Origin of the sequence: Rhizobium sp. BK661 (assembly GCF_024808825.1) — a bacterium.
In the GTDB taxonomy this organism is placed as follows: domain Bacteria; phylum Pseudomonadota; class Alphaproteobacteria; order Rhizobiales; family Rhizobiaceae; genus Rhizobium.
Genome location: NZ_JANTYT010000008.1, coordinates 184,122 through 201,316, shown reverse-complemented (window position 1 = coordinate 201,316; position 17,195 = coordinate 184,122). Strand labels below are relative to the sequence as shown.

The 17,195-nt window shown below is 62.4% G+C and carries 17 protein-coding genes; 16 read left to right on the top strand and 1 reads right to left on the bottom strand.

All coding sequences use genetic code 11. From position 1 onward, the window contains the following. Positions 1-142: 142 nt before the first annotated feature. Positions 143-1,435, bottom strand: coding sequence for an NCS2 family permease (locus FHX16_RS18335; protein ID WP_183863943.1), 1,293 nt, complete (start codon positions 1,433-1,435; stop codon positions 143-145). A 620-nt stretch (positions 1,436-2,055) separates the two neighbouring features. On the opposite strand from FHX16_RS18335, the gene FHX16_RS18330 reads away from it, so the two are divergent. From FHX16_RS18330 to FHX16_RS18255, 16 genes are all read left to right on the top strand, one after another. Further along, positions 2,056-2,250 carry a hypothetical protein gene (locus FHX16_RS18330; protein WP_183863944.1) on the top strand — a complete coding sequence of 65 codons (195 nt, stop codon included), beginning with the start codon at positions 2,056-2,058 and terminating at the stop codon, positions 2,248-2,250. A gap of 397 nt (positions 2,251-2,647) precedes the next feature. Then, entirely contained in the window at positions 2,648-4,699 is a 2,052-nt protein-coding gene (locus FHX16_RS18325; protein ID WP_183756035.1) for a phage tail sheath C-terminal domain-containing protein, read from the top strand. 11 nt (positions 4,700-4,710) lie between these two features. Beyond that, positions 4,711-5,238, top strand: coding sequence for a phage tail protein (locus tag FHX16_RS18320; protein WP_183756036.1), 528 nt, complete (start codon positions 4,711-4,713; stop codon positions 5,236-5,238). A gap of 28 nt (positions 5,239-5,266) precedes the next feature. Continuing rightward, positions 5,267-6,115, top strand: a complete 849-nt coding sequence (locus FHX16_RS18315) for a hypothetical protein (protein WP_183863945.1) — start codon at positions 5,267-5,269, stop codon at positions 6,113-6,115. After that, the gene (locus FHX16_RS18310) at positions 6,112-6,831 is read left to right on the top strand and encodes a hypothetical protein (protein ID WP_183863946.1); all 720 of its coding nucleotides are present in this window, start codon (positions 6,112-6,114) and stop codon (positions 6,829-6,831) included. The genes FHX16_RS18315 and FHX16_RS18310 overlap by 4 nt, the downstream gene beginning before the upstream one ends. A 2-nt stretch (positions 6,832-6,833) precedes the next feature. Next, positions 6,834-8,090, top strand: coding sequence for a DUF4255 domain-containing protein (locus FHX16_RS18305; protein ID WP_183756039.1), 1,257 nt, complete (start codon positions 6,834-6,836; stop codon positions 8,088-8,090). An 8-nt stretch (positions 8,091-8,098) separates the two neighbouring features. After that, positions 8,099-10,006 carry an ATP-binding protein gene (locus FHX16_RS18300; protein WP_183863947.1) on the top strand — a complete coding sequence of 636 codons (1,908 nt, stop codon included), beginning with the start codon at positions 8,099-8,101 and terminating at the stop codon, positions 10,004-10,006. Continuing rightward, positions 10,003-10,251 carry a hypothetical protein gene (locus FHX16_RS18295; RefSeq protein WP_183756041.1) on the top strand — a complete coding sequence of 83 codons (249 nt, stop codon included), beginning with the start codon at positions 10,003-10,005 and terminating at the stop codon, positions 10,249-10,251. Before FHX16_RS18300 ends, FHX16_RS18295 begins: the two co-directional genes overlap by 4 nt. Next, on the top strand, positions 10,248-12,077 hold the full coding sequence (locus tag FHX16_RS18290; protein WP_183863948.1) for a DUF4157 domain-containing protein: 1,830 nt from the start codon (positions 10,248-10,250) through the stop codon (positions 12,075-12,077). Before FHX16_RS18295 ends, FHX16_RS18290 begins: the two co-directional genes overlap by 4 nt. A 43-nt stretch (positions 12,078-12,120) precedes the next feature. Then, entirely contained in the window at positions 12,121-13,707 is a 1,587-nt protein-coding gene (locus FHX16_RS18285) for a DUF4157 domain-containing protein (RefSeq protein WP_183863949.1), read from the top strand. Between the two features lie 10 nt (positions 13,708-13,717). After that, positions 13,718-14,365, top strand: coding sequence for a hypothetical protein (locus FHX16_RS18280; protein ID WP_183756044.1), 648 nt, complete (start codon positions 13,718-13,720; stop codon positions 14,363-14,365). Between the two features lie 9 nt (positions 14,366-14,374). Continuing rightward, complete coding sequence (locus FHX16_RS18275; RefSeq protein ID WP_183756045.1) at positions 14,375-14,662, top strand: hypothetical protein; 288 nt, start codon at positions 14,375-14,377, stop codon at positions 14,660-14,662. Further along, positions 14,659-15,792 carry a hypothetical protein gene (locus FHX16_RS18270; protein WP_183863950.1) on the top strand — a complete coding sequence of 378 codons (1,134 nt, stop codon included), beginning with the start codon at positions 14,659-14,661 and terminating at the stop codon, positions 15,790-15,792. Before FHX16_RS18275 ends, FHX16_RS18270 begins: the two co-directional genes overlap by 4 nt. A gap of 12 nt (positions 15,793-15,804) precedes the next feature. Beyond that, complete coding sequence (locus tag FHX16_RS18265; protein ID WP_183863951.1) at positions 15,805-16,518, top strand: phage baseplate assembly protein V; 714 nt, start codon at positions 15,805-15,807, stop codon at positions 16,516-16,518. Positions 16,519-16,527: 9 nt separating this feature from the next. Then, positions 16,528-16,821 (top strand): hypothetical protein, encoded by a 294-nt coding sequence (locus FHX16_RS18260; protein ID WP_183863952.1) that lies wholly within the window; start codon positions 16,528-16,530, stop codon positions 16,819-16,821. Further along, positions 16,818-17,192, top strand: a complete 375-nt coding sequence (locus FHX16_RS18255; protein WP_183756049.1) for a GPW/gp25 family protein — start codon at positions 16,818-16,820, stop codon at positions 17,190-17,192. The genes FHX16_RS18260 and FHX16_RS18255 overlap by 4 nt, the downstream gene beginning before the upstream one ends. The last annotated feature ends 3 nt before the right edge of the window (positions 17,193-17,195 follow it).

The following is a 17,195-nucleotide window of genomic DNA, read 5'->3' as shown; positions in this document are numbered from 1 at the left end:
GAGGCTTCACCTCCCACCCACTGTAGATTGTTCTCGGCCCATCAGTGGCATGGCTCAGAAAATCTGGAGCCGCGAAAAATTCCGCGGCTCCAGATTCAGGTGAGTGGCTGGTCGGCCAAGCCGGCCTTTTTCGCGACGTGCCTTACGGGGCAAAGAAGGCGAAGCGCACAACAAACAGCGCGGCCACGATCTGCGTCGCCGGATGCAGGATCGACCACCGGCCGGTGAAGATCTTCATGACGACATAGCTTACGAAACCAAAGGCAAGACCGTTGGCGATGGAATAGGTGAAGGGCATGGCGAGTGCGGTGAGCGCTGCCGGCGCCGCTTCCGTCAAATCGTCCCAATCGATCTCGGTCATCTCGCGCATCATCAGGCCTGCAACGTAGAGAAGAGCCGGAGCGGTCGCATAGGTGGGAACCGAGGCAGCGAGAGGAGAGATGAAAAGAGCTGCCAGGAAGAGGACAGCGATCGCAAGCGCTGTCAGACCGGTCCGGCCGCCTGCCTGCACGCCAGAGGCACTTTCGACATAGGCCGTCGTGCTGCTGGTCCCCATCAGAGAGCCGGCGACGATAGCCGCACTGTCTGCAAGCAGTGCCCGGCTCAGGTTGTTAGGACGTCCCTCCTCGACAAGCTTCGCGCGCTTGGCAACGCCGATCAACGTACCGGTCGCATCGAAGACTTCGACAAGAACGAAGACGAGGATTACCTGGATCAGACCGCCGTGGAGAGCACCGAAAATATCGAGCTGCATGAAGGTCGGCATGATCGACGGCGGCATGGAGACGATGCCCTTGAACTCGCTGACGCCAAAGATCCAGGATAGGACGGTCACAGCGAGAATGCCCATGAGGATCGAACCTCTTACCTTCAGCGCATCGAGCACGGCAATGACGAAGAAGCCGAAGATCGCAAGAAGCGGTCCGGTCTCCTTGAGGTTTCCTAGGCCGACGAGTGTTGCTGGGTTGTCGACGACGATGCCGGCGTTCTTCAGTGCGATGATGGCGAGGAAGAGGCCGATACCGGTCGCGATCGCGCTTCTCAATGAATGCGGGATGCCGTCGATCAGCCACCGGCGCACGCCTGTTACCGTCAGCAGGACAAAGATCATGCCCGAGATGAAAACCGCGCCAAGCGCCTGCTGCCAGGTAAAGCCGAGGGCCGCAACCACGGTGAAGGCAAAGAATGCGTTCAGCCCCATGCCTGGCGCCATGCCGATCGGCCAGTTGGCAACCAATGCCATGATGATTGATCCCAAAGCCGCGGCAAGACAAGTTGCGACGAACACAGCGTCACGATCCATGCCTGTGGTCGACAGGATATCCGGGTTCACGAAGATGATGTAGGACATCGTCAGGAACGTCGTCACGCCTGCGATGAGTTCGGTGCGCACGCTGGTGCCGTGTTCACTCAATTTGAAAAGCCGTTGAAACATGGTTCCTCCCAAGGCAAGCATTCCGGCTCCGCCTGTTGTCGTGGGTCAGCCAGAATCTCCTCCAGATCCAGGCACAAGGAACGCGGCCGTCGAGCAACTTCCTTGCAGATTGGGATTGTGCGTTGTCGAGGCGCGAGGCGCTAGGGGTGGATTCCCCTGTAAAAACGCGAAAGACTTTCAGATTTTGCCCGTGGTTCCGGGGCTCAGCTTTCCCGCCATCCCTCATCGCGTGAGGTCGAAGCACTCCTGGAGGGTAGCCCAGTCGCGTTCGAAATGCGAGTGGCAACCTTCATCGCCAGCCAATCCTTGGCGCATTGATCCCCCGCTCCGTCCCGGTCTCTCTCACGCAAAAACCGGATTTCGCCGGCAATGCCAGCGACGTCCAATCGTCCTGTTCGGCGTGCACCATTGCCTTCGTTCGTGTCACGGGGTGAGCTTTTTCATCGAAGGGGATCGCATCACGAAAAAGCCTTGGGAGTCGCGATACGACCGTTGCGAACCCTAAAATTTCAGCCGGAAGTAACAGCGAGCTTGATGATCCAAACCCAGGGTTTTGGGTTGTCCGCCGCAGGTCAATCCATCACCAGACATCTGTGTGATGCGCGTCGCGATCTTCCGGAATGGGAATTACGCCATGGGCGGCGCATCGCCGCATGCGGGCATCTGGTCCAGTTTTCGCCAAGATTCGTGCGGTCGCAGGGGTTGTCATAACCCGTATGACGGCCGCCGTGGCCCGCCGCCATTTCTATAGCCTCGGAGAGAACTTTCCTGTCGTGCTGACGACCGCGAACCGTCTCTCCATCGAAACGCGTTGACACAGCTCAAAGGCCAGATCCTTCCTCCTCGGATTTCACAACTTTTCGGTGATTATTCCGGGTGTGAACCGCGCATCAAAATCGCCCGTCATGATTGTCGAATTGTTACTCTCTGTTCGATGTCTCGACGCCCAGTGCCCGGCGTTACGACCCGAGGCACTTCCCTTACAGGAAACGTTCTCCGGCGATATTGGGTCGCGACTCACGCGCATCCCGTTGAATCATTTTTACTTTCCCGTCGACGGATTTCACGGGCCCACTACAGTATTGACCATCGGTTGATTTGCTCTCATATTGTACCGGTAATCAGCAGCTCCCCGTTTATACTCCCGAATGCCGGAATGTTCCGTCGCAATGACACGTATCGCGTGTTCAACGAACGATTCGGAGTCTGACGATGCCCGTACGTCCCACTTACCCAGGCGTGTATGTTGAAGAAATTCCGAGTGGCCTTCGCCCTGTCACGGGCGTCGCCACCTCGACGACCGCATTCATCGGCACGTTCAGCCGTGGCCTTCTCGACGAGGCGGTGCAGTTGCTCAGCCAGTCCGACTTCGAGCGCGAATATGGTGGTCTCGAACGCAACAGCGAGACCTCCTACGCCGTCCAGCAGTTCTTCCTCAATGGCGGAACCGAAGCCTATGTCGTCAGGGTCGGCCACGACGGCAGCGACAGTGCAACAGCGATCGCAGCCTCTACGGTAACCTTGCCTGCGCTAGACGGTTCGAACCTACTGGTTGCGACTGCTGGGCGGCGCATTCGCGGTCAGTCGGCGGTCAATCCCGGTGGATGGGGCGACAACCTGCGCATCGCCATCACCAACAATGGAACCGGTGACGATGCGACCTTCAATCTGGTGGTCAGCGAGCTCAGAACCAGCGGGGTAACGGCAAGCATCGCCTCCTCCGAAGCCTTCAACAACCTGACGACCGAACCCAATACCGCAAACAACGTCATCGACGTCGTCAATCAGGGCTCGAGGCTGATCCAGCTTGCGCTTGCGACGGGCGTGACCCTTTCAGCACCCTTCCCGCGCCCGCGCGCGACCGGGATGGTGAGCGGCGAACTTGCCGGAACGCGGCCGGTCTTTGCCGACATCGACACCATCTCGATCACGCTTGCCGGCTCGGGTGCGGCCGCGCAGCCGCTCACGATCGCGGCCGACGTCCCCGCAAACCCGTCCTCGGCCATAAGACAGACACAGGCGAGCTTCAACAGCTGGGCGCAGCGCCTGCAGGCCGCAATCCGCGCCGTCGCGCCTCGCTTTGCTCCGGAACTGCAGACCTACTTCTCGTCAGCGACCGTCGCCATCATTGGCGACGGGGCGACGGGGCGGCCGCGCCGGTTTGTCGTCACGCCGGGGTTTGGGCCGCGAACATTTGCAGCCGACGCGCTGTTTGTGTTTTCCGGTGCCGATGTCGCCAATTACGCATTGCAGCCGGCAACAGGTGCTGCCAACGCCACCGAGCACCTTCCGACGCCAGGTGCTGCCTTTGCACTCGACGGCGGTGATGACGGCACCGTTCTGGACGGGGAGACCTATGCGGTTCCGCTTGCGGTCTACCAGGGAAACGCTGCCGATCGCACCGGCCTGTGGGCACTCGAGGATGTCGATCTCTTCAACATCCTTTGCCTACCCGATGCTCCACGTCTTACCGCCGCCAATGCCCGGTCGCTCTATGCTGCGGCAGAGGCCTATGTCGGTGATCGGCGCGCGATGATCATCGTCGACATCCCCGAAAATGTCAGGCTGGTCGATCAGATGCATGCCTGGCTCTCGGACAACGAGCCGCTGCGTCATCCTAACGGTGCGGTCTATTATCCACGGACGATCCTTGCTGATCCATTGAACCAGGGTCGCGCCCGTTCGGTCGCCTCATCCGGAACGATCGCCGGACTGTGGGCCCGCACCGATGCAGCGCGTGGCGTCTGGAAGGCGCCGGCCGGCACCGACGCGCGGCTTCGCAACGTCGACAGCCTCGCCTACCAGATGACGGATCTCGAGAACGGCACCCTGAACCCGCTCGGCGTCAATGCGCTTCGCTCCTTCCCGATCTACTCGAACATTTGCTGGGGAGCACGCACTCTCGATGGGGCGGACCTCATTGCGTCGGACTTCAAGTACATCCCGGTCCGCCGCATCACTCTCTTTATCGAGGAAAGTCTCTACCGCGGCACCAAATGGGTGGTGTTCGAACCGAACGACGAGCCTCTGTGGGCACAGATCCGGATGAATGTCGGTTCCTTCATGTACGACCTGTTCCGGCAGGGCGCGTTTCAGGGGTCGACGGCGCGGGATGCCTTCTTTGTCAAATGCGACAGGGAGACGACGACGCAATCGGACATCGACAACGGCATCGTCAACATCGAGGTGGGCTTTGCGCCCCTGAAGCCTGCGGAATTCGTCATCATCAAGATACACCAGATCGTGCGGCGACCTGAAGCCTGAGGATAACCGAGATGGCACAGTTCACAGTCAATCCCCGCCGGTTCGACCCCTATAAGAACTTCAAGTTCCGGGTGAAATGGGACGGTCGCTATGTGGCCGGGGTCAGCAAGGTCGGCGCGCTGAAGCGTTCGACGGAAGTTGTGGAGCATCGGGAGGGGGGAGACCCCTCCACCAGCCGGAAGTCGCCAGGCCGAACGAAATATGAAGCGGTCACGCTGGAACGGGGCGTCACCCACGACCTCGAATTCGAGCAATGGGCAAACAAGCTCTGGAATTTCGGGGCCGGGCCCGGGGCGGAGCTGTCACTCGCAGACTTTCGCAAGGACATCATCATCGACCTGTTCAACGAGGCCGGGCAAAAGGTCATTTCCTACAACGTATTCCGTTGCTGGGTTTCGGAATACCAGGCACTTCCAGATCTCGATGCCAACGCCAATGCGGTCGCGATCCAGACACTCAAACTCGAAAACGAAGGCTGGGAACGCGATACCGCCGTGACCGAGCCAACCGAGCCGTCGTTCACGTTCCCGCCGGGCTAACAACCAGCTGAGTTCCAGGAGAGTTCCGATGGACACCATCGCGATCGAACTCGCACAGGGCCTGTTTCGCGACGGCGCCGTCCATCGGTCGGCAACGCTGGTGCCGTTGACGGGCCGGGCGGAATTTGACCTGCGCGATGGCGTCAGGGCCGGCTGGCCCAACGCGGATCTTGTTTCAAGGCTTCTCGCATCGTCGGTCGTTAGAATCGGGACACTGTCCGGCCTTCTCCCTGCCGATGCCGCCGAACTGACGGTCGGAGACCGGGAGCGGCTGCTGTTTGCGCTTTATCGACTGACCTTCGGAGCCAATGTCGACGTCGTCGCGCGATGCCCTGATTGCGAGGAAATCGTCGAACTCGATATCCCTGCCCGCGTCGCAGAACCGCCTCCCGCCAGACAAACGGCGATCTATAAAGTTGAGTGCGAATGCGATAGCGCTCTGTGGCAGATCTCGTTTCGGCTCCCGACAGGCGGCGACCAGGCAAGGCTTGCCCTGGCCGTCCCGGAGGCAGGTGGGGATGCGGACGTGCGCCTCCTGCGCGATTGTGTGGTCGAGGCGACCCGGAACGGGTGGCCGGTATCGATCGTCGATCCAGACGCCGAGATCCTTGCAGCCGTCGAAGACGCCATGCGCCACGCCGACCCGGCGGCAGAGAGCGAGGTCGAATTCGTCTGCCCGGGCTGCGGAAAGACGGTGGAGGTCGTTGTCGATGCAACGACGCTCCTCCGGGGCACATTGATGGACGGTCGACATGTCCTTCGCGACGTGCATCGGTTGGCCTCTGTCTACCACTGGACGGAGCCTGATATCCTCGCCCTTACCCGTGACCGCCGCGCCGACTACCTGGCAATGATCGAGGAGGAGCTGGAGGCATGACAGGCTTTCTTCGATCGGTCCTCATCAGAGGTATCGGACCTTCCGCTGCCGGAAAGGCACAGTTTGCGACCGTTCCTGCCCGATCGCATTTTTCCCCACGCCAGGTCGCTGCATATCCCGACCCGGGCATGGCTGAAGCACCTAAATCGGACCGTGGACAGCCACCGCAAATGACCGTCCGACGCCCCGGCACATTGCAGCCGCAACAGCAGCCCCTTCGACTTGCGACACCTGCCCAAACGACGCCGGCTGCGGCTGCGAGGGATGGCCATGAGCGGACGCGTGCGCGCGTGCCCGACGCTGCTGCGTCTGTCGAGCCGAGCCGGCACCAGCCTGCCCCTGCCGGCCAGCCTGTTGCGGCACAGCCCGCCGGCGAGGAGGTGCTGACGACCATACCTGTCGTGGAGCTCGACCCAAATCTCAGGGAACCAAGGGGGACGCCCCAGTCCGCAATCGATCCGGCGGGCATGTCACGGGAACGGGATCCTCAAGCGATGGATCCTTCCCTGCCGGAACGGGCCATCCGTCCGGAACAGCTGGCCAGAGCGCGTGCGCCGGCAGCCATCGCAACGCGGTCCGACAGCGGCACGACGATCGAGATCGGGCGCATCGACATCGTCGTCACGCCGTCACCGGCAGCCGCGGTCGACCGGGGGCCTGATCGCGCCAGCGGCTTTGCCACGCATGAGCAGCGGCGCCTTGGACCGAGGCGATAGCCATGGCAACACACGAAGCGATCGCTGCTGTCAGCCGGACCCTACGCCATCTGCTTCTCGATCGCATGGCAACGGCAGCCGAGGTGACATTGTCGCCGCCCGACGTGACGCCGCAGGTCGCAGATCGACGTGTGAACCTCTACCTCTACCAGGTGATCGAAAATGGGGTTCTCAAGAACCAGGACATTCCAGGTCGGGCACATCCTGGCAGCCCGGGTCGCCCGCCGCTGTCCTTGGACCTTCGCTTCCTGCTGTCGAGCTACAGCGCAACTGAAGACGCCGCTGATTCCGACCTCAACGCGCAAATCCTGCTCGGCGACGCAATGGCCGTCCTGCATGAGTTCGGCGTCCACATCGACGAGCTTGTCATGACCCGGAATGTCGGCAGCAAACGGATTGGCGATCCGGTGATCGATCCGGTGCTTGCAGACGAATTCGAGCGCCTGAAAGTGGTGCTGAATCCGATGTCGATCGACGATCTCAGTCGCATCTGGTCGGCGATGCCGCAGGCGAATTTCCGCCGATCGGTAGTCTACGAAGTGACGGTCGTGCAGATCGAGACCGTGTCTCCGCGCCTGCGGCCGGCACCCGTGGAAATACGATCGATATCCGCGACCGTGCGTCGGGCACCGGTGATCCTTTCGGCTTTTGTCCTAAAACCACCGAACGAACCGATCGGCGACATCCGCGTCCCGATCGGGGGGACTGTTGTCATCGAGACGGAAGGCACGATTGGCGTCCCGGTATCTGCTGTCCTCGGAACGCTTCTTCCCGCTTCGCTTCCCGCCTCCCCGAACGGGCGCTTCGAGATGATCGTGCCTGATGACATCAAGCTCCAGCCGGGCCCACTCGAGTTTCACATTCTCACCGACATCGCAACGGACACGGTCACCGGCGGGTTGGACCGGGGCACGACCGGCAACACGACACGGAGGCTTCGATCAAACACCGTTCTTCTTCAGCTCGTGCCGTCTCTCGAAGGCCTGACCGTCCTTTCCCCTGCTGGCGATCGGGTCCTTAGGCTCGAGGGCAAACGGCTCTGGCACCGCGGCGCGAAGATCGTCGAGGTCGTGATCGGCGACCGTTCACGCCGGATCGTCAAGGCAGCGGATGCCGCACCGGGTGATCCGCCGACGCCGACACGCATCGAGGTGCCGGTTGAAAGCTTCGAGCTGCCATCCGCAGGCGACTACCCGGTGGCAGTGCTGGTGGACGGTGTGCGCAGCATTGGACCAGAACTCGTCTACCACCAACCGTGAGGAGGATCATGCTGAATACGGTCATCAATGCGCAGGAGAGCATCTGGGAAGACCGACCAGCGGACTGGTTTAGCGCCAATGCCGCAACGATGGCGCTCGGTCTCTCCTGGATCTCGGCGCGCCTTGCCGCGGCCGATGACACCGGGGCGATCCGTGATGCCTATGATGCAGCACGGAGACGGCAGATCAACGCAGGTGAGCCCGCCAGCATCGACCGGCTTGGCGATCTCTTCTCGCTGGCACCTTTCGATCTCGACGTTCTGTTGCTTGGCTGTGCAGCGCAGCTGGTGCAAGGCATTGGCAGGGCGGACCTTCAGATGGCCTTTGCGGTGTGCGAAACGATCGAGCCGCCAGAGGCCCGCTTCCTTGCCCTCGCCCGGTTCAGCCCGGACGCGCCACTCAGACGCTTTCGGCTGATCGAGATATCAGACAGCACTGTCCTGCTGCAATCGCGGTTTGCCGTGGATGAGCGCGTCTTGCGGCTGTTGCTCGGAGAGGACCAGCGCGTCGCCGCGATCGACCAGGCGCTAGAGGCGGACGACTACGGTCCTCTTCCAGAGCAAAATCTAAAGATCGTCGACTACCTTTGCGCGAGCGTGGACATCGCGCGCCCGGCGGCAGCGCTGGTCGGCGCGGCAAGAAGCGCGCGTCGCGCCACGGCCGCAGCCCTTGCCCGCCGCTTCGGGCTTGGCATTCGTACCCTGCTTCCGCGCTTCCTTCCTTCCGATCCTGGCGAACGACGCGACTTCATTGCGCTGCTTGAACGCGAAGCCGCCATCGGCCGCTTCGCGTTGCTTGTCGACATTGACGAGGCCGACGGCAGGCTTGCCGGCGAGGACATGCTGCGCGGCTTTTCCGGCTTCATCATCGTCGTCGGCAAACGGCCTCTCGAGACGGCGCGTCATGTGCCGACCGGTGACTGCCGCCCGCTTGCGGCGCCTGACCGTCTTTTCCTCTGGAAAACCGCCCTTGATGGGAAGGCAACCGTCCCTGAGAATGATCTCCTTGAAATTGCCGAGCATTTTGCGCTGGGACCGCGGGAGATTGCCCGGCTCGCCCGCGAAGCTGTCGATGCTGCTTCCGCGCTTTGGGACGCCTGCCGCTCAGTCGCCAGCCGGGATCTGCTCGGGCTCAGCGAGCGGATCGTGCCCCGGTTCGGCTTTGCGGATATCGTCCTTCCACCGAGGGTTCTTGCCTTGTTGCACGCCATCGAGGCGCAGGTTCGCTTCAAGAGCCGCGTCCTTGGCACTGGCGGTTTTGCGGAGCGGCTCGCCCGCGGCCACGGCACGACAGCACTCTTTGCCGGTCCGAGCGGTGTCGGCAAGACCATGGCCGCAGAGGTCCTTGCCCATTCCCTGAAGCTTGATCTTTTCCGGATCGACCTGTCCTCCGTGGTCTCGAAATATATCGGCGAGACCGAACGTAATCTGCGGCAGGTCTTCGACGCCGCCGAAGCCGGTGGCTGCGTCCTCTTCTTCGACGAGGCGGATGCACTGTTCGGAAAGCGGACGGAGGTCAAGGACAGCCATGACCGCTATGCCAACCTCGAGATCAGCTACCTCCTGCAGCGGATGGAGGCCTTCTCCGGCCTCGCAATCCTTGCCACCAACCTGAAGAACAATCTCGACCCCGCCTTTCTTCGCAGGCTTCGCTATGTGGTCGACATTCCGTTTCCCGATGCCGCCGAGCGCGAAACCATGTGGCGGCGCGCCTTCCCGGCAGGCACGCTCACGGACGACCTCGACTATCAGAAGCTCTCCAGGCTCGACTTCACCGGCGGCAACATCAGCGTTGTTGCCGTCAATGCGGCCTATCTGTCCGCAGCAGAAGATTGCGCGGTCGGCATGAGACACATTGAACGGGCGGCCCGGGCAGAATTCCGCAAGCTCGACCGTGACTTTGGGGGGTGGGCATGACAAGGACACTGCAGCGTCATGTCGGAGCGGTCAACGGTAATGGTGCCAACGCACACGGCATCACCCGCGCCGTGGTCGACGGTATTTCGCAAGCGGGGGACACTGCTGGAGCTGGGGCTGCCGACGGGGGCCGGATCCGCATCGACGCACTCACCATCCGCATCACCAGCGACACGGGCATGCCGCAATTGACCGATGCGGTCAGGCGAGAGATTGCCCGTGCGCTGCGGAGGGTGACGTCATGATGCAGGCATATCCTGTCCCGCAGACTGCAGGCAAGACGCCCCAGCCGGGCGCAAAACCGATGGTTCAGCGAAAGGTCAAGCTCGGTTCAGAGAACGATCCGCTCGAGCACGAAGCCGATCGCGCCGCAGCTGAGATCCTCTCGGGTGCCCGTGTTTCCAACCTCTCGCGTTCGACTTCGCTTGCCCAGCGCAAGTGCAGCGCCTGCGAGGACGAGGAACGGCACGCCATTCGCCGGAAGTGCGCCCATTGCGAGGCCAACGACGCGATGCTTCGCCGCAAGGGCGGCGCGGCAGCCGAACAGTCAGCCGTCGACCGCGCAGCGTCAGCCATCAGTAGCGGCGGCACGGCGCTCACTGCGCAACAGCGCGCCTATTTCGAACCGCGTTTCGGCCATAATTTCTCCGAGGTGCGCCTCCACCGCAGTGCCGCAGCCGAGCGCGCCGCCGAGGGCATTGGCGCGAGAGCCTACACGCTTGGCTCCTCGATTGCATTTGCCAGCGCCGAGGGCGGCAATGCCCTGCTTGCTCATGAGCTTGCCCATGTCGTGCAGCAATCCGGCGGGACGATCAGGCGGCAACCGGCTGGTCTCGCGCCGATCGATACCAGCGGCGGCGGAGGCACGGCGTTCCTGAATACCGTTACCGGCGGACCGACCCTGCAGGCTGACGGAACCTTTACCGGAAGCGTCAGGCGGCAGGAGATTTCACCGGCCACGGCGACCCAGGCTCAGATGACCATCAGCGATGAAACCGTCAACGTCATCTACGATCCCAAGAACTGCGTCGTGCGCCTGCCGTTTCGCATGAATTTTGTCGCGGCACCGACATCTGGAACCGCCGGCATTTGCACGAGCGGGGGTGCCGGCCCCGCGCCTCCCGTCAGCCCGGCCCGGCTTGCGGAGATCGCCAACGAAGTCGTTCAAACGGCGCAGGATGGCCTGAACGGCTGGTTCAAACTGAGGGTCTCAGGCTGCAAGAACCCGTGTGCTGGCCGAGACATTCCGATCCGGGTGGAGGTCAGCCAGACGGCCACCAGTCCCGATGTGACCATCAATGTCGTCAATCGCGGCGGACGCGCCGATGCGGCAACGATCTGCGCGCCGGACTTCAACCCCGGGACGACGGTGCACGAAGGCGGCCACCAGCGGCTCGGCGTCGGCGACGAATATCGCGAGACCAATCAGGCCTACCGAACCCGCACGCCGGCCTGGGCACGCGATGAGCGGGTCCGGACAGACTTCACCCGCATGGGGTCTCAACACACCTACGGCAGGCTTGCAGCCTTCCATGAGCGGCATTTCCAGTTTGCGCAAGTCTTTGTGCAGGCGGCACTTGGTGCGAGCTGCAAGGTCGACCTTGCACGGGCCCGGGCTCTTCCGGTCGAGGCACGATTCACGCTGGGTGGCGGCGGATTTTCTGGCAATCTCGGCGAGGGTTACGCGGTGGAGGGGGGCGTCGACGCCGCATTGCCGCTCGATACGAGCCGACGTTTCAACCTCGAGGCTGGACTGCACGCCCTTTATCTGAATGCCCCGGAGAAACATCGTGACGCGCTGCTCTTCGGAGCGCGACTAGGGCTTTCAGCGCAGACCCACCCAGCGACCTGGGGCGCCAAGGTGGGCGTCTTTGGCGGCGTCGGGGGCATCGTCTGGCCCGACAAGACGCCCTACGGCGAGGTCGGCGCCAGGATCGGGATTTTCGACGACATGAAAAAGGGCCGCCGGATCGGAGTCGAAGTCGAGGCGGCACTCGGCAAGGCCTTCAGCGACGACACGGACAAGCTGCACTTCGCCCGGATCGGGCTGAACTTTGTCTACAGCAGGTAGCGATCATGAGGATGAGATCGGAGACAGGCAAAGGGAGGGAAAAATGACGGCGACGCACGCCCCACTTTGCGCCAGTCGTTGCCACACTGCCCCTGCACGGCACCCGGTCGTTCAGCGCAAGGCAAAACTCGGTGCGGTCAACGACGCGATGGAGCACGAGGCCGACGCCGCCGCCGAGCGGGTGATTTCCGGTCGCTGTGCCAGCATTACTCCGTCATCGGCCGGTTCTACAGTCCGGCGATCGGCCTCGAGTGACGCCGCAAGTGCGGGTGCGGAGGCGGCCGAGCGTGCAGTCACCTCCCGGCCAGGCATGCCGCTCAGCCCATCAGAGCGGTCCTATTTCGAGCCTCAGTTCGGCCGCGACCTGTCAGCGGTGCGCCTGCATGCTGAAGGGGCTGCTGCCCGTGCAGCCGACCATATAGGGGCCAGGGCCTATACCGTCGGACACCACATCGGATTTGCGTCCGGTCAATATCGTCCGACAAGTCTCGAGGGTCGCCGGCTGATGGCGCATGAACTGGCGCATACCGTGCAGCAGGCCGATGGCGTGGTGCGCCGCGACAGTGTCACTGGCGACCCGGACATCGAACTCGGCAAGAAGCTGAGATCGGAAGAATTCAATGACGGCTACAGCCTCGCCTTCTTCGATCCTGACTTCGACCTCATCAAGAAGGCGCAGCCAATGTCGCAGGCACTTGCCGATGCATTTGCGGCGCGCGAACAGGGAATAGGCATCAAGGACGAACGGTTTGATGCGACGTCGCTGGTCTTCGGCAAGGCCATTCGCGGCACGAAGACCGACGGCACCAGCCGCATCCAGGACGTCGTTCCGCGTCTTGCGGGCGTGGTCGGGAGAGCGTTGGCGAAGGTCCCTGCGGCAGGCGCAGCGACAAGTGCGACGCCCGGCAGGATCAAGTCACTTGCGATTTTCGCGCATGGCACGCCCAGCTGGTGCAGCCTCAATGTAACGTCGTCAAACGCGCCCGGCATCTTCAAGACGATTGCACCATTCCTGTCGAATACGGCCCGGATCATCCTCTACACCTGCAGCTCCGCAAAGGGTGTCACGGAAAATCTCGGGTCGAACAAGGAAGATGTCTACCGCAGGGGCTCGTTCGAGCCCGGTGGCAAGGATTCGCTTGCCGCCGTTGTCCGCGACACCCTGGTCGACGCCGGTGTCGGCAATGTCAGCGTATGGGGCCATACGGGTGCCGGCCACCCGACAGAAAACTGGTCGCTCCGATTCTTCACCGGCGCCACCGGCAAGGGATCGCCAGGAAGAGGCTTCGTTGCATCCTTTCTGGCAGTCGAGCCGGTCATTGCGGCGGCAGTTACGGTGCTGGCTGCAGAAATTGCCCGACAGGGATTTGCGGTCGACACGTCGAACCCCGCGTTCAAGGCTGAGGCCGGACGGCTTGCCGCGAACGGGATCTACCTCGCATATGCCGAGATGCATTGGGACAAGTCATTGCCGGTCAAGCCGGCCGAACAGGCACCAACCGCATCGGCCGGGGTGGCCACCCAAGCCATCGCCCACTTCGAGAATGTTTATTGGCCGAAGCAGGTGCCTAACCTTGCTCGGATGCTGATCGCATCGCTCGGCTTAAAGAAACAACCCGCCGCACCATAGGAGCAGGATCATGACCGCATCGCCACGATGGCCAAAGGTGCAGAAAGGCGGAATCGTCGCGTTTCAGCCGCCTGATCCGCTGCCAATTGTCGTTGCATTCCAGTACAATCCTGACGAGGTGACGCGCCAGATCGCCGGGCGTTCGGCCTCGGGCGGTGGACGCGGCGACGCCCGCCGCCTCAACGGCCCGCCCGACGAAACGCTGACGTTTTCGGTCGAGATCGATGCTGCCGACCAGCTCGAGAAGCCGGGGCAGAACGGCGTCACCGTCGCAAATGGTCTCCATCCGGCGCTCGCCGCGCTCGAAAAGCTGGTCTACCCCGCCTATTCCATGGTGCTGGCCAACGAGGTCATCGCGCTTGCGGGCGGTGCTTTCATCCTGGCGGAAAACGCTCCCATGGCCTTCCTCGTCTGGGGGGCACACCGCGTCCTGCCTGTGCGCCTCGAAAGCCTGTCGGTGCGCGAGGAGGCCTTTGACCAGTCGCTCAACCCGATCAGGGCCCGCGCAGATTTGACGCTGAAGGTGCTCACCTATCGCGATCTCAGCATCGTCGACCCTGGCTACTTCGTCTATCTCGCGGCACTGACGCAGAAGCAGGCGATGGCCGCACAGGAGACCTTCGGCGCCCGCTCCGGCCTTCAGGCCCTTGTTCCATAGGAGGATAGGATGTTCTTCCGAGGCAGCCGTTACGAATCCATTCCCGAGGCGCAGTACAAAGGTGCCGACGGGCGGGTCATCCGCTACAAGCGCATGCGGTTCATTCCAGCAACCTCGGGAAGCCGCAGCTACGTCGTCGGCAGCGGCGACAGGCCGGATCTGGCAAGCGCCTCGACGCTCGGGGATCCTGAACGCTTCTGGCAACTCTGCGACATCAACCGGGTGATGCGCCCGGTCGATCTGACCGATCAGCCCGGCACGATCATATCGGTCCCCTCACCGGGAGATCTCGCATGACGATCCTGCCGTCATTCTTCCTGGTCCAGATCGCCAAGGCGCCGCTGCCGCGCTTGCTGATCGAAGCACTAAGCTCGATCGAGGTGGAAACGGCAGTCGGCCGTGCGTCGATGGTACGGCTGAGTTTCGACCTCAGCCGCAACTTCATGGGCGACTATGACGCGGCAGCACTTCCGATCTTCCGGCCAAACACGCCCCTGACCATTCGGCTGGCGCTTGGCGTTCCCGTTCCCTTCGCGCTTGTCAACGCCTATGTCACGGAGACACGGCTTCTTGCCGGCAATGATCCCGGCCGCTCCATTCTCGAGGTTGTCGGCGCCGACGCGCTTGGGACACTGATGGGGCAGCGTCGCGCACCCAAGACATGGCCCAACTGCCCGGACAGCGTCGTCGCCACGGCGATCTTCGGCAGCTATGGCATCATTCCCGACGTGTTGCCGACCCCGCCGCAGCGCACGACGCTCGATACGACAACCACCCAGCGCAGTTCGGATTCCGTCTACCTCAGCCAGCTCGCCTATCGAAACGGCTTCGATCTGTATGTTGCCCCCGAACCGTTCAGCGGCCTCGACATCGGACACTTCCGACCGCCACTGAGCCTGCCGGTGCCGCAGGGTGTGCTGTCGATCGACTTCGGACGCCAGACCAACCTGCGCTCCTTCAATGCCTTCAACGACATGCAGCGACCGGTCTCGATGCTTGGCTTCACCTCGGAGCCGAAGACACGCCTGCCGCTGCCCTACATTGCACCGGCTGCGAGCGAACTGCCGATGGGCATGGAACCCAATCTCCTGCGCATCCTGCCTCCGCCTGTCGACCGGATATCTGCGACGGATGCGGCAAGCCCGCAGGAGGCACAGTCGTCGGCCCTTGCCAGGGCGACCGCCTCGAGCCGTTCGGTCAGCTGCCGCGGCGAAGTCGACGGGATCAAGTTCGCCAGGGCGTTGCGATGCGGGCAAACCGTGCTGGTACGCGGCGCAGGTCGGGAAAACAGCGGCCTCTACTACGTCGATTCCGTCACCCACCGGATATCACGCGACGATTACGCCCAGAGTTTTTCCGGTTGGCGCAATGCTGTCGGGCTGACCGGCGCCGAAATCTTCATCGACCCCTTTGCCGCGATTGCATGAAAGGAGCAGGACGTGAACGATCTCCTAGCCGCAGCCGACCATAGCCAGGCGCACTATGAACGCTTCTATGGCAAGTATCGCGGGATTGCGACCGATGTGAATGACCCAAGCAGGCTTGGCCGCATCAAGGCGCGCATTCCCTCGCTGCTCGAGGATTTCGAGACGGGATGGGCGACACCCTGTGCGCCCTACGCCGGAACGACATCAGGCTTCTTCTCGCTGCCGCCGGTCGGTGCGGGCGTGTGGATCGAGTTTGAAGGCGGGGACATTTCGCGACCGATCTTTGCCGGCTGTTATTGGGGCCTGGCCGAGGCCCCGATGGCGCCGCCAGCCTCTCCACCCGATCCCATGACCAAGGTCTGGCGCAGCGACCTTGGGCTGACGATCGCGCTTGACGACAAGCAACAGACGATCACGCTCTCCGATCCGGCCGGCGCCAACCAGATCGTGCTCGACGTCAGGCAGTCGACTGTGACCCTGCGCGGGCTCGCCAAGGTTGTCTTCGAAAGCAGCAAGATCTTCGAGGGAAGCGCGGTCGCATTTCATCCGGCGGTCCATGGCGACCAGCTGATGACCTATCTCAACACGCTGGTGACGATCTTCAACACACACCTGCATGTGGGGCAGATGGCGGCAGGGATCCTCCCGGTGACGCCGGCGCCCTCTGTGGTTCAGATGATGCCGCCACCACCGTCTCTTCTCTCGACCAAGGTCACACTGGATTAGGGGCTTACGATGGCGATCAAACCAGGCAATTTCTCATCCGATCCAGACGATGCCATGAGCTTCGTCAATTCGATGGCCGAAGCGATGGAGAAGGAGCTGAACAAGCTCCTGGTGCTCGATGGCCTTGAGCCCCTTTCAACGTCGAACACCGACCGCGACGTACGCGCGCGGCGGCGCATGTTCGTCGCGATTGCCCGTGGGGTTGCGCTGCATCTTTCTGACCATCCGGAAGCATTCAGGCTAGTTCCCGCCATCGGCGGGGCCACGATCCGTGTCGACGCCATAGAGGTGGTATCACAATGAACGCAATTTCCCGCCATCTCGACGTTCCATTCGGCATCGACGCACAGGGGCGGACGCGAACGACCGGCGACGATGATCATGTCAGGGACATGATCAAGCTTGTCCTCTTCACCGAGCCTGGCGAGCGCGTCAACAGGCCGGATTTTGGCTGCGGGCTGAAGCAGCTCGTGTTTGCTCCTTCTTCCGATGCCCTGGTTGCGGCCGTCGAGGCTCTCGTTCACGGCTCGCTGATCCGCTGGCTCGATTCGGTCATCACGATCGAATCCGTCGCGGTTCGTGCAGACGAGTCCACGCTCGATATCGAAATCACCTATGCCAGGATCGACACCGGCGCGCGCCATCTCGACCTGTTCGTGCGGCAGATCGGCTGAGGA